The sequence below is a fragment of the Tautonia sp. JC769 genome, assembly GCF_040717455.1.
Classification (GTDB): domain Bacteria; phylum Planctomycetota; class Planctomycetia; order Isosphaerales; family Isosphaeraceae; genus Tautonia.
This window is the reverse complement of the sequence record NZ_JBFEFH010000001.1, coordinates 319,743-336,230: the sequence shown is the minus strand read 5'-3', so window position 1 is coordinate 336,230 and position 16,488 is coordinate 319,743. Positions and strand designations below refer to the sequence as shown.

Annotated in this window: 16 protein-coding genes; 7 read left to right on the top strand and 9 right to left on the bottom strand. The window is 70.2% G+C overall.

The window, feature by feature from the left end:
- Window positions 1-607 precede the first annotated feature (607 nt).
- Window positions 608-943, top strand: a complete 336-nt coding sequence (locus AB1L88_RS01375; protein ID WP_367094828.1) for a hypothetical protein — start codon at window positions 608-610, stop codon at window positions 941-943.
- Between the two features lie 120 nt (window positions 944-1,063).
- Here AB1L88_RS01375 and AB1L88_RS01370 read toward each other — a convergent pair whose 3' ends face one another.
- From AB1L88_RS01370 to AB1L88_RS01355, 4 genes are all read right to left on the bottom strand, one after another.
- A complete protein-coding gene (locus tag AB1L88_RS01370) occupies window positions 1,064-1,534 on the bottom strand; it encodes a hypothetical protein (protein ID WP_367094827.1) in 471 nt (156 codons plus the stop codon).
- Between the two features lie 129 nt (window positions 1,535-1,663).
- A complete protein-coding gene (gene lon / locus AB1L88_RS01365; protein WP_367094826.1) occupies window positions 1,664-4,183 on the bottom strand; it encodes an endopeptidase La in 2,520 nt (839 codons plus the stop codon).
- Between the two features lie 102 nt (window positions 4,184-4,285).
- Complete coding sequence (locus tag AB1L88_RS01360) at window positions 4,286-4,618, bottom strand: hypothetical protein (protein WP_367094825.1); 333 nt, start codon at window positions 4,616-4,618, stop codon at window positions 4,286-4,288.
- Window positions 4,615-5,403 (bottom strand): site-2 protease family protein, encoded by a 789-nt coding sequence (locus AB1L88_RS01355; RefSeq protein WP_367094824.1) that lies wholly within the window; start codon window positions 5,401-5,403, stop codon window positions 4,615-4,617. Before AB1L88_RS01355 ends, AB1L88_RS01360 begins: the two co-directional genes overlap by 4 nt.
- A gap of 401 nt (window positions 5,404-5,804) precedes the next feature.
- On the opposite strand from AB1L88_RS01355, the gene AB1L88_RS01350 reads away from it, so the two are divergent.
- Window positions 5,805-6,584 carry a DUF433 domain-containing protein gene (locus AB1L88_RS01350; protein WP_367094823.1) on the top strand — a complete coding sequence of 260 codons (780 nt, stop codon included), beginning with the start codon at window positions 5,805-5,807 and terminating at the stop codon, window positions 6,582-6,584.
- Between the two features lie 317 nt (window positions 6,585-6,901).
- Here AB1L88_RS01350 and AB1L88_RS01345 read toward each other — a convergent pair whose 3' ends face one another.
- The 3 genes from AB1L88_RS01345 to AB1L88_RS01335 form a co-directional block, all read right to left on the bottom strand.
- Window positions 6,902-7,630 carry a (5-formylfuran-3-yl)methyl phosphate synthase gene (locus AB1L88_RS01345; protein ID WP_367094822.1) on the bottom strand — a complete coding sequence of 243 codons (729 nt, stop codon included), beginning with the start codon at window positions 7,628-7,630 and terminating at the stop codon, window positions 6,902-6,904.
- Window positions 7,631-7,638: 8 nt separating this feature from the next.
- Complete coding sequence (locus AB1L88_RS01340; RefSeq protein ID WP_367094821.1) at window positions 7,639-8,187, bottom strand: DUF6580 family putative transport protein; 549 nt, start codon at window positions 8,185-8,187, stop codon at window positions 7,639-7,641.
- 208 nt (window positions 8,188-8,395) lie between these two features.
- Window positions 8,396-9,211: an exonuclease domain-containing protein gene (locus AB1L88_RS01335; protein ID WP_367094820.1), complete on the bottom strand. Its 816-nt coding sequence runs from the start codon at window positions 9,209-9,211 to the stop codon at window positions 8,396-8,398.
- 248 nt (window positions 9,212-9,459) lie between these two features.
- Between AB1L88_RS01335 and AB1L88_RS01330 the strand changes: the two genes are divergently transcribed.
- Both AB1L88_RS01330 and AB1L88_RS01325 read left to right on the top strand, forming a co-directional pair.
- Window positions 9,460-10,425, top strand: coding sequence for a CAP domain-containing protein (locus AB1L88_RS01330; protein WP_367094819.1), 966 nt, complete (start codon window positions 9,460-9,462; stop codon window positions 10,423-10,425).
- Window positions 10,426-10,608: 183 nt separating this feature from the next.
- On the top strand, window positions 10,609-10,941 hold the full coding sequence (locus AB1L88_RS01325) for a hypothetical protein (RefSeq protein ID WP_367094818.1): 333 nt from the start codon (window positions 10,609-10,611) through the stop codon (window positions 10,939-10,941).
- A 60-nt stretch (window positions 10,942-11,001) separates the two neighbouring features.
- Here the strand turns inward: AB1L88_RS01325 and AB1L88_RS01320 are convergent, their stop codons facing one another.
- Window positions 11,002-11,769 (bottom strand): SDR family NAD(P)-dependent oxidoreductase, encoded by a 768-nt coding sequence (locus AB1L88_RS01320; protein ID WP_367094817.1) that lies wholly within the window; start codon window positions 11,767-11,769, stop codon window positions 11,002-11,004.
- A gap of 219 nt (window positions 11,770-11,988) precedes the next feature.
- Between AB1L88_RS01320 and AB1L88_RS01315 the strand changes: the two genes are divergently transcribed.
- A complete protein-coding gene (locus AB1L88_RS01315) occupies window positions 11,989-12,846 on the top strand; it encodes a hypothetical protein (RefSeq protein WP_367094816.1) in 858 nt (285 codons plus the stop codon).
- A gap of 42 nt (window positions 12,847-12,888) precedes the next feature.
- On the opposite strand, the gene AB1L88_RS01310 is transcribed toward AB1L88_RS01315, so the two are convergent.
- Window positions 12,889-13,662, bottom strand: a complete 774-nt coding sequence (locus tag AB1L88_RS01310; protein ID WP_367094815.1) for a hypothetical protein — start codon at window positions 13,660-13,662, stop codon at window positions 12,889-12,891.
- A gap of 289 nt (window positions 13,663-13,951) precedes the next feature.
- Between AB1L88_RS01310 and AB1L88_RS01305 the strand changes: the two genes are divergently transcribed.
- Window positions 13,952-14,776: a sugar phosphate isomerase/epimerase gene (locus AB1L88_RS01305; protein WP_367094814.1), complete on the top strand. Its 825-nt coding sequence runs from the start codon at window positions 13,952-13,954 to the stop codon at window positions 14,774-14,776.
- On the top strand, window positions 14,773-16,413 hold the full coding sequence (locus AB1L88_RS01300) for an ABC transporter permease subunit (protein ID WP_367094813.1): 1,641 nt from the start codon (window positions 14,773-14,775) through the stop codon (window positions 16,411-16,413). Before AB1L88_RS01305 ends, AB1L88_RS01300 begins: the two co-directional genes overlap by 4 nt.
- Window positions 16,414-16,488: the final 75 nt, after the last annotated feature.

Here is a 16,488-nt window from a genome sequence, read left to right as displayed (position 1 = left end):
CCGACCGGGCGATCGTTCACCGTTGGTTATACAATGATCAACCATCGGGGGCCAAAACAAATTTCTCGGCGTGTCCCCATCCCGCCCCCGGTCCTCAGGATCGGGACGCGGATGTCGACTCCCCCGGATCGAGGACGGACCGCCGCCCCTTGGCCGTGCTCCTCGGCGGCAGGCCGGCCGGCCGCCCCGCCCCGATCGGGCCGGTCGGCTGGGCGCCCCGCCCCCGATTCCGGCGACGGCCCCCTGGCGATGGCCGGGCCCGAGTTGCGACAATCGGTCGGAACGTCGGCCCCGACCGCCTCGGCCGAGACGCCCGACACTCCTCCCCGGGCCGAGGCGAAGGACGCCCCCCTCCTCGTCCCCCCGGGGCCGCACCACCTCACCCGCAAACCCAGACGAGCACGCTACTTGACGCGATCGCCGCCCGATCGCCTCCATTATTTCCGGCCGATTTGCCCCCACAATCGAGCCCGACCGGCGAACAGCCTCGCGGAGGAAATCGTCATCACGCGACAGGTCGATTGGCCGGCAACGCTTCTCCGAACCTGACACCGAAACGTACCATTGGAAGAGAGCACCCGAAACGACGCCGGGGATGGAGCCAATCATGAACGAACCCGACCCTGCCACTCGCATCAGTTACGTCTCCTGGATCCTGGGCCAGACCTCCTCGATCCTCGGAATCATCCTGGTGGTGATTTACGGGTTCGACCTGATCCTGCTCCAGGCCAGGTCGATCTACGCCCAGAATCTCGGCGAGGTGGGCCAGGCCGCCGAGGCCTGGATCCCCCCCTTCAGCCCGGCCCTCATCGGCCTCGCCATCGCCCTGGCCGGCTGGCTGGCGGCGCACCTGCGAAGCCTGATCTGCCCGGTCCCGGTGCTCGTCGGGGCCGGCCTGAACCTCTTCGCGTTGATCCTCGCCCTGATCGCCCTGACCTACTGACACCGCCGTCGCGGTCAAGGCCGAGGGGCGCGGACGCTCGGCGCGGCCCCGCCCCAGCCGGGGGCGATCCCCCGGGACGACACATCGCCAAGACCCGGACCGGACCGCCGGTGGCCCGGTTCAGGTCCGCTTGTGCTTGCCGTTCTTCTGCGACCGGGAGCGGCGGAACGTCTCCCTCACCGCCTCGATCTCCCGCTCCAGGGTCTGCCGACGCTCCTCGGCCAGCTTCCGGCGCTGACGATCGGCGTAGCGGCGGGTCGACCACAGGTCGAGGAACGCCAGCACGAGCGTCTGCAAGACCAGGAGCAAGACGATCACCCAGACGGCGACGAAGGCGATCCGCTCCGACTGGCCGGCCCGGATGTCGATGTTCCCCCCCACGCCGATCCCCAGGCCGAGCAGCGCCAGCAGGACCGCCCCCCGGTACCGCCGCCGATCCTGCCGGGCGAAGTAGCGCGCATCAGCCTCGTCACTCAGATTCCGAGGCCGACGCGACTCCAGCCGCTGCCGCCAGGTGAGCAGGAAGGCGATCCCGATCACCACCACCGCCAGGACCGCGCTCGCCACACCGACCGAAGGATCGTTCTCCATCAACCGTTGCCCCTTCGCGATCCCGACCCGGCTCCGGCTCGCCTCAAGGCCGGCGCCCGGACTCGCCCGACGATCGTCCCCCGCCACGCCCGGCCCCGCTCGCCCGGGAAAAAAGGCAAGAACGCAGACCTAGCGCGACGCCCGGCGCGAGGGCCCCGCCCCCTTCGATCGGGGCGGACTGGCCGATTTCGAGGCGCCCGACTTCCTCCCGCTCGCCTTCGACCCCGATCCGGTGAACAGCGCCGCCACCACGTCGTCGAGCGACTCCACGCTCCGGAAGGTCAGGTCGCTGCGGACCTCCTCCGACAGATCGATCAGATCTTTCTCGTTGTAGCGCGGGATCAGGACCGTCTTGATCCCCGCCCGACGCGCCCCGAGCACCTTCTCCTTCACCCCGCCGACGGGCAGGACCCGCCCGGTCAGGGTCAGCTCACCGGTCATCGCCAGGTCGCGGCGGATCGGCTCGTCCCGGAACAGGCTGATCAAGGCAGCGGCGATCGCCACCCCCGCCGACGGCCCGTCCTTCGGCACGGCCCCGGCGGGCACGTGGATATGAATATCCGTCTTCGCAAACCGGGCCGGGTCGATCCCCAGCGCCTTCGTGTGCGACTTCAGGTAGCTCATCGCCGCGTGGGCGCTCTCCTTCATCGACTCCCCCAGCAAGCCGGTCAGGGTGAACGAGCCCTTGCCCGGCATCCCGCTGGCCTCGATGAACAGGATCTCGCCGCCGGTCGGCGTCCAGGCCAGGCCGGTGGCCACGCCGGGCACCCCGGTCCGCGCGGCCACCTCGCGGAAGTGCTTCGGCGGGCCGAGGTACGTCGGCACGTCGTCCGCCCCGACGCTCGTGCTCGTCTTCGATCCTTCGGCACGCTTGCGGGCCACCTTCCGGCAAATCGCGGCCAGCTCCCGCTCCAGGTTCCGCAGGCCGGCCTCTCGCGTGTAATCGGCGATCACCCGGCGCACGGCGTCGTCACCGATCGTCAGTTGCTTCGCCGTCAACCCGTGGCTTTCGAGCTGCTTGGGGATGAGGAAGCGCTGCGCGATGAGGATCTTCTCCTCCTCGGCATACCCCGGCAATTCCAGCACCTCCATGCGGTCGAGCAACGGGCCGGGGATCGTCTCCAGCATGTTCGCCGTGGCGATGAACATGATCCGCGACAGGTCGAAATCGATGTCGAGGTAGTTGTCGCGGAAGGTCGCGTTCTGCTCCGGGTCGAGCACCTCCAGCAGGGCGGCCGAGGGGTCCCCCCGGAAGTCGGCCCCGAGCTTGTCGACCTCGTCCAGCATGAACACCGGATTATTCGTGCCCGCCTTGCGCAAGCCCTGGATGATCCGCCCCGGCATCGCCGCGACATACGTCCGCCGGTGCCCCCGGATCTCGGCCTCGTCGTGCACGCCCCCCAGGCTGATCCGGACGAACTCGCGCCCCATCGCCCGGGCGATCGACCGGCCGAGGCTCGTCTTCCCCGTCCCCGGCGGGCCGACGAAGCAGAGGATCGGCCCCTTCATGTCCTTCTTCAGCTTCCGGACGGCCAGGTATTCGAGGATCCGCTCCTTGATCTTCTCCAGGTCGAAGTGGTCCTCGTCCAGCACCGTCCGGGCGTGCTTCAGGTCGAGGTGGTCCTTGCTCGCCTTCGCCCAGGGCAGGCTCGCCAACCAATCGACATACGTGCGCACGATCGAGTATTCGGCCGAGCTGGGGTGCATGCCGGCCAGGCGGTCGATCTCGCGGCGGGCCTCGGCGCGGGCCTCGGGCGGCAGCTTGGCGCGGCGGATCTTCCGCTCCAGCTCGCGGGCCTCGGCCGCCTCCGGCTCCATCTCGCCCAGCTCTTCCTGGATCGCCTTCAGTTGCTGGCGGAGGAAATGCTCGCGCTGCGCCCTCGTGATCTCCGAGCCGACCTGCGCCTGGATCTTGGTCGACAGCTCCATCACGTTCAGGTGCCGCGTCAGGTACTGGCCGAGCAGCATCAGGCGAGACTTCACGTCCAGCTCGGCCAGCATCTCCAGCTTTTCCTCGACCGAGAACGGCAGGCTTGACCCCAGCAGGTCGGCCAGGCGGGCCGGGTCCCGGGTGTTCATGGCCGCGACCTGAAGCTCCTCGGGCACGTTGTCGCTCAGGCGGTTGAAGAGGCCGTTGACCAGGTGCACCAGGGCATCCAGCTCCTCCCCTTCGTCGACCGTTTCTTCCAGCGGCTCGACGTGCCCCACCAGATACGGCTCGGTCCGGTCGAGCTTCGTCAATCGGGCTCGGCCGAGCCCCTGGCAGACGATCCGGGTCGATCCGTCCGGGAACTTCAGCATCTTCAGGACCGAGCCGACGCAGATCGTGTCGTACAGGTCGTCGAACCCCGGCTCCTCGACGTCCGGCGAGCGCTGGGTGACCAGCCCGATCAACCGGTCGCCGGTCGAGCCGTGGACGTCGTCGATCAGCCTCATCCCCGCCGGCCGATTGACGACGAGCGGGACCACCGTCTGCGGGAAGACGACGTCGGCGCGCAGCGGCAAGAGCGGCAGCCGGTTCGGCAACGGCGGCCCCTGCTCCTCCAACTCGGGCAAGACCAGGTCGCGCCCCTGGACGGGAGCCTCCTCGGGGTTCGGGTTCGCTTCGGGCTTGGCTTTGGCGGTCGACTTCGACTTGCGTTTGCTCATCGTCGCAATACTTTCAAACAATCGGGGCGCCGGGATCAAGGCGCAGGCGTCAAGACGGTCGATTCTCGAATAATCGGGCCGCGATTGGAAGGGCGCGACGTCCTACCGCAGGTGTTCGATCAGGAAATTCCGTGCCCGTTGCCTCAGGGCCGGGTCGATCGCGCCCGAGAACCGGAGCCGGGGCGTCCCCCCCGGACCGAACGTCCCCACGATCCGACCCCGCGGCACCCCTCCGGCCTGGTCCCGGAAGAACCCGACGATCCCCGGCACCTTCGACCGCGGCACCCTCCCCGACACCTCGACCCGATCCCCCGGCCCCAGCCGGATGACGAAATCGCCGCCCCCGAGCCTTCCCGATCGGGCCAGCCAGACGACCACCAGCACCCCGACGGCCACCGCCCCGCCCGCCAGCACCCATCCCATCGTGCTCGTCACCGCCCCCGCTTCCACCAGTCGCCCCGGTCCACGTCGAACGACCCGTATCCCCCTTGCTGCTGCAACGCCCGCCGCCCCTGGTAATTCGAGAACGCGAACAGGGCGAAGAAGATCGCCAGGAACGTCTGCTCGGCCGAGAAGGCCCACAACGCCACCGCCCCGGCCGTGATCATCCCCACCGTGTAGGTCTGCTGCATCCCCCGGTACGGGTGCCGACTGGTCAACACCTGCGCCAGGAACTGCCCCCCGTCGAGGCTCCAGACCGGCAGCAGGTTCACCAGCGTCCAGCCGAAGTTGAAGAAGAGCATGCTGTAATAGAAGCTGAACACGTAGGGATCGTTAAACTTGAACAAGGCTTCCCTCACGCTGCCCGATCCCAGCCCGAAGAGCGCCAGGTTATCCTCCAGGGTCAGCCCCCCGACCCCCGCGCTGATCATCACCGTCAGGATCCCCAGCACGAACCCCGCCCCCGGCCCGCCGAGGATCACCGCGACGTTCCCCCCCAGCCCCAGCCGGTCGCGCTCGCTGAAGCACAGGCCCCCCATCCAGTAGAGCACCACATTCGGCCTCAGGCCGTTCCAGACGGCGGCCATCGCGTGCCCCATCTCGTGCCAGAGGATCGACACGAACAGCACCGCCACCCACACCAACGTCCGCTTCGGGTCGGACTGGTCGAACCCGAGCATCAGGCCCACGACCCAGAAGGCCGGGTGGATTCGGACCGGGACGCCGAGCAACCGGAATCGCAGGTCGTACGGCGTCGTATCGGGACGGCCCATCAGCATCGCTCGGAGTCTCCTGGTTGCGCGTCGTCATTCTCGAACAAAACCAACGATCGGCGCCCCCCGGGCCTCGACCTGTCTTCAAAGCGTACGCCCCGACACGCCCCCCGAACAAGTCGGCCGTTCCGACACCGTTCGGACCTCTTCGGCAAAATTTCCCGATTTTTGTGACTACGCCGCCCCGTTCTCACGACAGTAATACGTAAGACGGATGCAGCGCGGACCTGTTCGCCCCTGCATCCTCGCGGAGCGTCCCGTGATCCGGCGATGTGCGCCGGGTCGGGGAGGGAAGGACCACCGGCCGACCGGAAGCGGCTCGCCTCGGGCTAGATGAGCGTTTTCTTGGGATTTTGCGCCCGAACTCGCGACGTCCGACCGGCCCAAAGCGGCCCCGAGCCCTTCCCATGGATTGCCGACCCGCGCCCCCTCCGTCCGACCCCGCTCCCGATCGCTCCTCCGCCCCGACCAGCCTGACAGGCATCCCGGCGGCCCTCGTCCCGATGGGCCTCCTGATGCTCCGGGACGCCGGCGACGAGCAGTTCGACGCCCTCATCGCCGCCTGGCTCGGCCAGTTCGGCGCCGACGACACCCTCGCCCGGCTCCACGCCGAGACGATCGTCCTCGCCGCCGTCCGCCTCCGGACCGCCGCCAAGCTGGAGCCGAAGGGGGAGATCCCCGGCCCCGACTGGTGCCGCTTCCAGAGCCTCGCCGAACGCAACTACCGCTCCGCCTGCAAGGATCTCCGCCGTCACCTGGAGGCGCAACAAAAGGCCGCCTCAAACCCCTCGCCAAGCACTTCGAAACGTCGATCCTCGGCCGCTCCCACGGATCCCGCCCCCGAGCCGATGACGGCTTCTCCCGCTCCCCCCGAATCGACCCCCGAGGAGATCGCCGACGCCTCAACCAACTGGCGCAAGCACATCGCGCTCGTCCGCAGCATGAGCGAGGAATGGCCCGTCATCCTCCGCCTCCGCCGCGAGGTCGAGGACGTCGCCGCCTGGCTCGCCGACGGCAAGTCCGAGGACGAGCTGATGACCTGGTATCCCGGCCTCACCCGCGCCGACATCGCCGCCTGTCGCGCCTGCGACGCCGAAGGGCTCTGCGGCCCCTTCGACCCCGCCGACGGCCCCTACCCCCCCGGCCTCCCCGTCCTCGACGACCTCCCCGACGATCCTTCCGGCTAACTCAACCCGCTTCTCCCGCTCCCGGGCTAGAGAATCGGCGGCCGATGCGACGCTTGTCGCCCCGTGCGCTTCACCCACGCCCCCTCCTGGGGCAGTTGGCCGGCTCGCCAGTCCTTGCGATCTCGCCAGGGACCCCTCACCCCGGCCCTCTCCCCGCGGTCGGGGAGAGGGGGACAAACTCCGCCCCTCGCCCCCTTTGGGGGAGAGGGTGGCCGTCAGGCCGGGTGAGGGGGTCCCCGTCCGGATCGCAAAAGGTTGGACCGCCGTCCTCGCCCGACCCTCTCACGTACTTCGAAGGGGTCGCAAACGAGCCAGGCTCAATCGCGATCCGTTTTCCGAATCGCCTCGACCAACCCGCGCACCCGGTCCCGCTCGATCGCCCCGCCCCGCTCCCCCCCGGCGCAGGCGGCCCCCCGGACGCCGAACAGATCGGGACGCAGCCCACCAAGCCGCCCGATCGCCGCCGCGTCCAGCCCCCCCGCCAGCGCGATCCGACGCCCGGCCCGACGGATCGGCTCGAACCCGGCGGGGTCGATCGCGACAACCGGGGCCGGTTGCGTCTTGTCCCAGGTGTCGAGCAACACTCCGGCACACTCCGGCACGGTCAGGGCGACGTCCCGGACCGCGAGCCAGTCTGGCGCGTCGGCCCGATCGGCGTCGAGGTAGGCGACGGCGATCCAGGGCGGACCCGGACCGAACGCCCCTCGGAGCCGATCCCAGGCCCGCTCCCAGTCGAGCCGGGCCATCCCCGACAGCCCCACCTTGCGGAAGGCGATCCCCTCGAACGCCTGCGAGGAAGGAAGCGGACGGCCCGCGACCCACTCCCGCAGTTCTCCCAGCGCCACGCTCACCGGCACGTCCGGCGGCACCGCCTCCCGGACGGCTCGCCAGACGCTCACGTCGGCGCAGCCGAGCGGACCTCGGCCCGGCTCCTTGACATCCACGACCGAAGCCCCGCCCCGGACCGCCTCGATCGCCTCGGCCGCCGACCGGACGCTGACGAGCAGGCCCGGCCCCGGACCGATCGCCAGCGATCCGGGTTCCACGACCCGGCTCACCTGGCCTCGGCCGCCGCGACCTGCCGGGCCTCGATCACCGGCCGGAGCACCGCATCCAGGCCGAACAGGACCACCGCGCCGCTCAGGTCGGCCACCAGGGTCGCCCGGTAGAACGGGACCGCGTCGCCGTAGCAGGCGATCAGGCCGGCAAACGTGCCCGGCTGCAGCGAGACGCCCGAGGCCCAGACCGCGAAGTTCGTCACCATGAAGAACAGCAGGGAGCCGACGACCGTCATCCCCACCGGCGTCGCGAACTTCGCGTCGCGGCTGGTCCAGCGGCCGAGCAAGACGATGGCCAGATACGAGCCATAGACCGCCAGCCGGCTCGGGTCGAGCGGCCCGCGGCGGAACTGCGGGTAGTAGACCAGGTCGATCACCAGGTCGGTCGCCACCATGATGACCAGCGGCACGGCCAGCGCATAACGCCGCGACAGCCTGGCCCCGGCATACAGGGCAATCGCCCCCAGCGGCACGAAGTTGTGGAGATGCTCGGGATTGAGCCGGGCGAACACACCCAGCAGGATCAGGAGAAAGGCGGTGGTCATGCGAGCCTCGACAGCAGTTCGGTAGGTCACCGATCGATCGTCGGCCGGCCGACCGTCGATCCGGATTGGGCCGAGATCGCGACCCGTTCCCGTTGGAATCGGCCGGCACAGCCCCAGGAGCACTACCTTATCCGCCGGAAGTCGGATCATCAAGCGGGCTTGAGACGGACCCGCCCCGACGGCCCCCTTCGTCGGCCCCTCTCGGCCGTTATGCCACCGGCCTCGCCGACTCGATCCGATCGAACGACACCACCCGATCCAGGCGGAACGCCTTCTCGAACCGCTCCAGATGGCAGAAGGCCACCAGGTAGGCCGCCCCCCCCTTGTGGATCAAGCGCCGGGGGGTGATCTCCCTCGGCCCGCTCCCTCGCGAACCCCCTTCGTAGCGGATCACCAACCGATGCCCGGCCGCAATCGCCTCCGACAACCCTTCCCAGCCGCACGGAATCAACTGCTCCCGCACCGGGTCGGCGATCGGGTAGCGGACATGAGGCCCCGCCTCGCCGTCGAGCGCCACCCAGAGCCCCCTGACCCGCTCGCAATCGGCCAACGCCCGGTGCGCCGGCCCGGCCGAGAGGCCCAGCAGCTCGGCGACCGCGTCGAGCCGGTGGCTCGCGGCCTTCGGCAGGCGACAGCGGGCGAGCGACAGGGTATCGGTGACCTCGACCCCCGGCATCGGCCGCCCCATCGCCGCCAGCTCGTTGCCCAGGAATCCGGCGTCGAACCGCGCATGATGGGCCAAAACCCGATGCGGCCGATCCCCCATCAGCCAATCGAAGAAGGCGGGCAGGACCACCTCCCTCGGCTCGGCGTCGGCCAGCATCGCGTCGGAGATGCCGTGGATCCGCTCGGCCGCCGGACTCATCGGCCGCCCGGGGTGGACCAGCCGGGCGAACCGATCCCGGACCGTCCCGTCGGCCTCGAACCGCACGGCGCCGACCTCGACGATCCGATCGACCCCCGGGATCAGTCCGGTCGTCTCCAGGTCGATCGCCACAAACGGCCCGATCCGACTGCCCGGCATGATTGCCTCGCTTCGACGCGCTTTGAGGGGGGCCACCCGACCCGGCTCGGACCGATTCAAAAGGCAGTATACGACGCGGACCGCTCGGCCGCCCAGTTGAGTCTGATCGACCCTGCCCCGAGGCCGACCGATCGGGCTTGACCGATTCCAGGCCCTTCAGAAGATCGATCCCCCTGGCCCCTCGACATGATCCTTCATCCCCGACCCTACCCAGCTCCCGGCCGAACTGATCCGGAGGACCGACCCCGATGCCCCCTTCGATTCCAAGGGTGATTCCGAGACGATCGGCGCAACTGGTCCTGATCGGCCTGGCCTGGGGCTGGGTCGTCGGCCTCCCCGGCTGCCAGAGCCAGGGTCAAGGGGCCTTGCGGTCGATCCCGAGTCGGCCCCCCGCCGTCCCGCCGGTCCCCCTCGACGAGACCGACCCGCCCGACCCCATCACCCGGGACCTGCTCGATCGGCACAACGCGCTGCGGGCCGAGCGCGACCTGCCCCCGCTCTCCCTCTCGCCGACCCTGAGCCGGGCCGCGGAGGCCCAGGTGGCGGGGATGATCGAGTTGGGCAAGATCCGCCACAAGGGCGTCGACGGCTCGTCCCCGGCCGATCGCATCACGCGGGTCGGCTACCCCTATCAGTCCGTCGGCGAGAACGTCGCCGCCGGCCAGGAGACGGCCGAGGAGGTCATGACCGGCTGGATGGACAGCCCCGGGCACCGGCGCAACATCCTCGGCGACTTCGAGGAACTGGGGGCCGCCCGCGCCGAGGACGACGACGGACGCCCCTACTGGTGCGTCGTCTTCGCCACCCCGATCCCCCGGCTCGACCCCGCCGAGGCCGCCGAGGGGTTGCTCGAACAGATCAACGCCCTCCGCTCCGACGAGGGCCGCGACCCCCTCGCCCTTGATGACACGCTCCAGCAGATTGCCCGCAGCCATGCCGAGGCGATGGCCGAGGCCGGTTCGCTCAAGCCGCCCGGCCCGTCGCTCGTCGATCGGATCCGGGAGGCGGGCGTCTCTTATCGCAGGCTCGCGCAGAGCGTCGCCTCGGGCAATCCGGGTCCGGAGGAGGTGCTCCGCGCCCTGACCGGGTCGGCCGGGCAGCGTGACAACCTGCTCGGGCCATTCGACCGGGCCGGGATCGGCTACGCGACCGCCGGGGACGGCCGCCCCTTCTGGACGATCCTGCTGCTCGAAGGGATCGGAGGGCCGTCATGAGTCGGTCCATGGATTCCAAGCACCCGTCGAACCCGCACAATCCGAATCAGACGCAGGTCCGCCCTCCCCGGGCCCCCGAGCCGATTGGCCCCTCGCCCGATCGGGTGTCAGACTTCCTCGGGCAGCGTCTTCGGCAGCCAAGCGGTTGCCCCATGCGCTTGCGCCCAAAGGAGGAAGGATCCCATGTCGACACGAGCGAGATGGGTCGTGCTCATCGCCCTGCTGGCGGCCCTGTCCACGGGTTGTCAGCGCAAGGAGTTCATCCGCAACCAATCGGTCGTGATGGACCCCTCCCTCGGGTCGATCGACCCGGCACTGAACGACCCGATGGTCACGCAACCCGGCCGGGCGACCTTCGTCGACCGGCATCCGATGCTCCGCAAGCCCGTCGAATACTACCAATCGGCCAAGCCGAACCCGGCCCACCGGCTCGCCTCCGCCGCGTTCATCGGCGTCCCGGTCGGCATCTTCGGCGAGCTGAGGCAGATCATCGTCGGCTGCCCTCCCGGTTTCTGACCCTCGGCAAGAGCGACGGCGACCGAGGCCCGGCCACTCGCGGGCCCCTCCTCCCCCCCCTCAGGTCGAGAGCACTCGGGGGGCGAGCCGGTCGTAAACCGAGCCGGGCAGGAAACGGACCAGGCGCATCAAGGCCAGGGTCGGCGCCGGGAAATCGACCCGGCGGCGGCCCCGGGCGATGCCCTTGAGGATGATGGCGGCCGCGCGATCGGCGTCCATCATCCAGGGCTGCACATGGCGCGATGCCTCGGTCATCGGGGTCCGCACGAAGCCGGGGTGGACGACCGTGACCAGGACCCCTCGCCGCCTGAGGTCGGGCCGGAGCCCTTCGAGCAGGGTCGAGAGGCCCGCCTTGCTGGCGCAATAGGCACTCGACCCGGGCAACCCGCGGAATCCGGCCAGGCTGCTGATGCCGACGATCTGCCCGTGACCCCGGGCGAGCATCCCCGGCAAGACGCCCTCGATCGCCGCGGCGGCCCCGATCAGGTTGACGCGGACGACCTCCTCGACCACCTCGGCCGAGAAGCCGACGGCCGGAGAGCTGCGGCCCAGCCCGGCGTTGGCGATCAGGAGGTCGATCGGCCCCAGCTCGCGTTCGAGCCGGGCGATCGCCCCGGCCGTCGCCCGGCGGTCGGCGGCGTCGGCCGGGGCCACGGCCGCCTCGCCGCCGGCGGCCCGGATCGACTCGGCCAGGCCCTCCAGGCGATCGAGCCGGCGGGCCGTCAGGCCGACCCGGACCCCCTGCCCCGCCAGTTGCCGGGCCAGGGCGGCACCGATGCCGCTGGAGGCCCCGGTGACGATGGCCGATCGGGCACGATTGCGTTTCACGAGCGAACGCCCCTCTCTCTCAGCTTACCAACACGTCTTGACCCGTCTGTTCGGATTCGCGGATGCGATCCGGGCAGCCCGCGCGACCGGTCCCCGCGGGGGACGCCCCCGGCGATCCCCGCTCGACCGGCGCCGGGCCGCCGACCGACCCTTACTCCTGATCGGGACGCGATCGGGAAGGCCCGTCGATCGGGTCGAATTGTCGCAAAGGTGACGATCATGCGTCGATGGCCAGCGGTCTCGACACTGGCGGCGATCCTGGGAGGGCTCCAGGGCGTCGCGACCGCCCAGGAGGGACTCGGGGTGGTCGTGCGACCCCCGGCCGAGGTCCGTTCCGGGGAGGTCCATGAGGCGCCCCCGATCCCGTTCCCGACGCCGCCGGGACCGATGGCCGGCGCGACGCACGGGGCCGAGCCGGGCAGCATCCCGAGGGCTGCCGGCCGGCCGCCCTCGATACCGGCGGAGCCCGCGCCGCGGCGGGACCGGCCGGCGGCACGGGTGGTCGCGGATGCGATCCAGGTCCGGCCCCCGCTGGGTGCCCGGGCCCCGGGCGACCCCGCCGAGACCATCGAGGCCCCGATCGCACCCACGATCGCCCCTCCGATCGGCACCGAGTCGATCGGTTCCGAGACCTTGAATCCCTTCCTCCCCCCCGGTCCGGGCCGGGCGATCGCCGACACGGACGGCCCGGAGCGGTCGGGGCAATCCGATCGGGCGCGGGGATCGGGCGGGTCGGGACCGGTCGTCCGGGAACGCCCGGGGCTGTTCGGGAGGCTCTTCGGCCGCCGGGCGGATCGACCCTCCCCGAGGCCCGCGAGCCGGCCGGAGCCGGCCGCCCCGGCGTTCGAGCTCGATGCGGAGGACCCGGGCGCCCCGGAGGCCCTCAAACGACGGCTAGAGCAGATGATCATCCGACGGGAGGCCGACCGGCTCGCCTCGGTGGAATTGCTGATCGTCGGGCCTCGCGTCCACATCCGGGCCGAGGCGGCGCGTCCCTGGCAACGCCTGGCCCTGCGTCGAGGGCTGGAACGGCTGCCGATGCCTCCCGGCTTCCAATCGACGGTCGAGGTCCGCTGACCGGCCCCCAGGGTCACGGCCGACCAGCGAGGCTGGCCCCGTTCAATTGTCCTCGGGAAGCGGCCGAGCTTCGGCGTCGGCCTCGGGGGCAGCGACCTGCCCGCGGTACTGGTCGAGGAGCTGACGGAAGTCGTCGCGATCGCGGAGGGAATCCAGCTCGGGGTCGTCCCAGAGAATCGGATCACGAAATCCAAGTTCGAGTGCCTGGCGAAGTGAATCGATGGCGAGCGAACTGTCTCCTTCGAGCGCATGATTGCAGGCTTCATTATAGAAGACAATGCCCACATAAGCTTGTTGGCTTTCGGTCAAGGGTTCATCATGTGCCATGAGCATGCGAGCGACCTCGGCCGATCGGTTCAGATAGGGGAAACTCTCGGCCCGCCGACCCTCCTGAATGGCGAGGTTGACCCCGAGGCTCTGAGTGACCTCCATGAGCATGACCAGGGCCTGATGATGGTCGGGCCAGCGGCGAATGACGGCTTCGAGGACCGCCCGCTGATCGTCGAGGGAGTCGAGGCGAGGGACGAGGGCGAACAGCTCGTCGGCGGGGAGGCCCTCCAGGTCGATCTGATCGAGGGTGAGCGGCCCGGGGCCTCCCTCGTCGGGCGTGACGGGGTCGGGAGGCGGGGGGAGAGGTGCCTCCGGGTCGATGGCCGGTGGGGGGCGGAGGGTGTCGGCTCCCCCGGCGGCGTCCGGGGGATTTCGAGCGGCCTGGGGGTCGGGAGACGGCTCTCGGCAGGAGAGCGAGGGGGGGAGCATGGCGGCCAGGAGGAGGAGCGTCTGGCCCCGTCGCCGCGGGTCTCGTCGCATCGTCATGGGACCTCCGTCGATCGAGTCGGAACACGACGAAGAAAGACCGAGATGAAGCTGCTCGATGCTGTTGCCTGCTCGCGAGTATTCCGCGCCGGCGGGGAGAAGGCAACACGCTCGGCCTGGCGGCCCGGAGGAATCCGGAGGGGCGAGGGCTGGACCGGAGGCCCGTCGGGCGGCACCATGGAGCCGTATCGCGGGGCCGTCACGCGGGATCGCCGCTCGTCGATTCGTGGTCGTGATCCGGTTGCAAGCGGGTGGTTGTCGGACAGCGCTGGAGACGAGGAGGACGGTCATGAATCTCGGGTTGATCAACTCCGCCTGGGCCCAGGCGGGTCGGGAGACGGCCTTCGGCATCCAGAAGACCAAGGAGATCGGGTTCGATTGCATCGACATCTTCGCCGACCCGCTCGACATCGACGTGCGGGAGCGCAAGCTGATCAAGGACGCCTGCGACAAGCTCGGGCTGCCGATCGTCAGCGTGCCGTGCGTGGCGGTCGGCCTGATCGACTTCAACCCGAGCGTGCAACGCTTTCATCTCGATCGATGCCGCAAATATCTGGATATGGCCTATGAATTCGAGGCCAGGAACCTGCTACTCGTGCTCGGCGAGTACATCTGGCAGAAGCAGGTGATCCCGCCCGAGGAGCAATGGGCGACCGGCGTGCAGCAGGTCAGGGCCCTGGGGGAGTATGCCGAGGATCTGGACCTGGAAATCGCTTTGGAGCTGGAGCCGTTCGACCTCTCGCTCGTGCGGGACATCGGCGGGATGGTCCGCTTCCTGGACGAGGTCGACCACCCGGCGGTGAAGGCGAACCTGGACATCTCGCACCTGGTCCTTTCGGGAGAGCCGGCGGATCGGATCATCGAGCTGTCGGGACGCGTGGCGCACGTTCATATTTCGGACTGTGACGGTAAGATCCACGGCGACCTGCCCCCCGGCCGGGGGGTGGTCGAGTTCGACGGGTATCTGAAGGCGATCAAGGAATTGAACATTCCTGACGCGACGATTTCGATCGAGCTGGAGTACTCGCCCGAGCCGGACAGGATCCTGGACTGGGTGCGCGAGGCGTACGAGGCGACGAGCCGACTGATGGACGAGGCGGGGCTTCGAGGATGATCGGCGCCGCCGGGATGGGCCGCGTCGCGACCGGGGCCGCGCTGGGGATCATCGTCGTCTGGCCGCTGGCGGCCACGATGAGGCTCGCCCTGGGCGGGGAGGCCGGGCCGTCGACCTCGTCGGGCCTGATCGACGCGGCGGCGTTCGGACGGGAGGCGGGCCTGGTGGCCGGCCCCGCGGTGGAGACGCTGCGGGTGGTCGGCGGGGCGGTGCTGGGGTCGTTGGCGGTCGGGATTCCGATGGCCCTTGCCCTGTTCCGTGCCGACGTCCCCGGGCGGGCGGCGGTGCTGGGCATGATGGCACTGGCCATCTTCGTGCCGATGCCGCTGTACGCGGCCGGATGGGTGGGTGGTTTCGGGAACGCCGGATATCAGCAGGCGTTCGGGCTTCGGCCGATGCTGGAAGGCTGGGCCGGGGCGGGCTTCGTGCATGCGGCGGCGGGGGTGCCCTGGGTGGTCCTCCTGACCGGGATCGGGTTGAAAGGGGTCGAGCCGGAGCTGGAGGAATCGGCCCGGCTCGACCTGCCGCTCTGGCGGGTCGCGGTGGGGGTGACGCTGCGGCGGTCGGCCGGGGCCGTTGCCGGGGCGGCGCTGCTGGTGGCGGTGTTGACGAGCGGCGACATGACCGTGACCGACCTGCTCTTGGTGCGCACCTACGCCGAGGAAGCGTATGTGCAATATGGCCTGGGGAGACCTCCGTGGGCGGTGGCGTTGGTGGCGGTGCCGCCCACCCTGGCCTTGATGGCGGCGATGGTTCTGGCATCGAGGGTTACGGAGGGGCTTGAATCCTTGCGCCTGGCGAGCGGCACGCGATCGGCCGGGGCCTGGGCGCTGGGCCGGTGGCGGTGGCCGGTCGGCGGCCTGGTGGGGGGGGTGACGGCCGCCCTGTTCGGGCCTCCGCTGGCGGCATTGGTCTGGCGAGCGGGTCGGATTGGTGGGGACGCATCGCGGGGGATTGCGCCGGGGTGGTCGGTGGAGGGGCTGGGCGAATCGCTCTCGTACGCGATGGCCGAGGTGCGCGAGCCGGTGGTTCAGACCGGGATGGTGGCGGCCCTGGGGGCGACGGCGAGCGTCATCCTGGCCTGGGCCCTGGCGTGGCAACTGCGGGCCCGGGGCGTCTGGAGGGGGGTGGTCGTCGCCCTGCTGGCCCTGATGCTCGCCCTGCCGGGGCCGGTGGCGGGGATGGCCCTGAAGCTTTCCTATCTGCATGTGCCGATCCTTTATGATACGATCGGGATCGTGGTGATCGGCGCGGTGTTGCGGGCGTTGCCGTTCGCGGTGCTGGTGCTCTGGCCGGCCGTCAGGGGGGTCCCGGCGGCCGTCCTGGAATCGGCCGAGGTCGACGGTTGGGGCCCCTGGGGGAGGGTGTGCCGGGTGGCCGTGCCGATGACGCGGCGGGGGATCGCGGGGGCCTGGCTGGTTGCCTTCGTGCTGGCGATGGGGGAGCTGCCGATCACGAACCTGGTGACGCCGGCGGGGATGGAGTCGCTGACCGTCTTCCTCTGGGGGCAGATGCACTTCGGCGTGGACAGCCGGATCAGCAGCGTCGGCCTGGTGCTGCTGGGAATCTACGCGGGGGTGGGGGGGCTGGCCGTGGCCGCGATTCGCCGGCTGCTGATGGCCGGAGCGCGGTCGTGAGCGGCGCCGAGGGGGCGGGATCGACCGTGGGGGGGGGATCCGGCGCGGGCCATCGGGGATCTTCGTCGGGACCGG

Coding starts and splice junctions, on each gene's coding strand:
- AB1L88_RS01375 (WP_367094828.1), top strand. CDS start 608: ATGAACGAACCCGACCCTGCCACTCGCATCAGTTACGTCTCCTGGATC.
- AB1L88_RS01370 (WP_367094827.1), bottom strand. CDS start 1,534: ATGGAGAACGATCCTTCGGTCGGTGTGGCGAGCGCGGTCCTGGCGGTG.
- lon (WP_367094826.1), bottom strand. CDS start 4,183: ATGAGCAAACGCAAGTCGAAGTCGACCGCCAAAGCCAAGCCCGAAGCG.
- AB1L88_RS01355 (WP_367094824.1), bottom strand. CDS start 5,403: ATGCTGATGGGCCGTCCCGATACGACGCCGTACGACCTGCGATTCCGG.
- AB1L88_RS01350 (WP_367094823.1), top strand. CDS start 5,805: ATGGATTGCCGACCCGCGCCCCCTCCGTCCGACCCCGCTCCCGATCGC.
- AB1L88_RS01340 (WP_367094821.1), bottom strand. CDS start 8,187: ATGACCACCGCCTTTCTCCTGATCCTGCTGGGTGTGTTCGCCCGGCTC.
- AB1L88_RS01335 (WP_367094820.1), bottom strand. CDS start 9,211: ATGCCGGGCAGTCGGATCGGGCCGTTTGTGGCGATCGACCTGGAGACG.
- AB1L88_RS01330 (WP_367094819.1), top strand. CDS start 9,460: ATGCCCCCTTCGATTCCAAGGGTGATTCCGAGACGATCGGCGCAACTG.
- AB1L88_RS01325 (WP_367094818.1), top strand. CDS start 10,609: ATGTCGACACGAGCGAGATGGGTCGTGCTCATCGCCCTGCTGGCGGCC.
- AB1L88_RS01315 (WP_367094816.1), top strand. CDS start 11,989: ATGCGTCGATGGCCAGCGGTCTCGACACTGGCGGCGATCCTGGGAGGG.
- AB1L88_RS01310 (WP_367094815.1), bottom strand. CDS start 13,662: ATGACGATGCGACGAGACCCGCGGCGACGGGGCCAGACGCTCCTCCTC.
- AB1L88_RS01305 (WP_367094814.1), top strand. CDS start 13,952: ATGAATCTCGGGTTGATCAACTCCGCCTGGGCCCAGGCGGGTCGGGAG.
- AB1L88_RS01300 (WP_367094813.1), top strand. CDS start 14,773: ATGATCGGCGCCGCCGGGATGGGCCGCGTCGCGACCGGGGCCGCGCTG.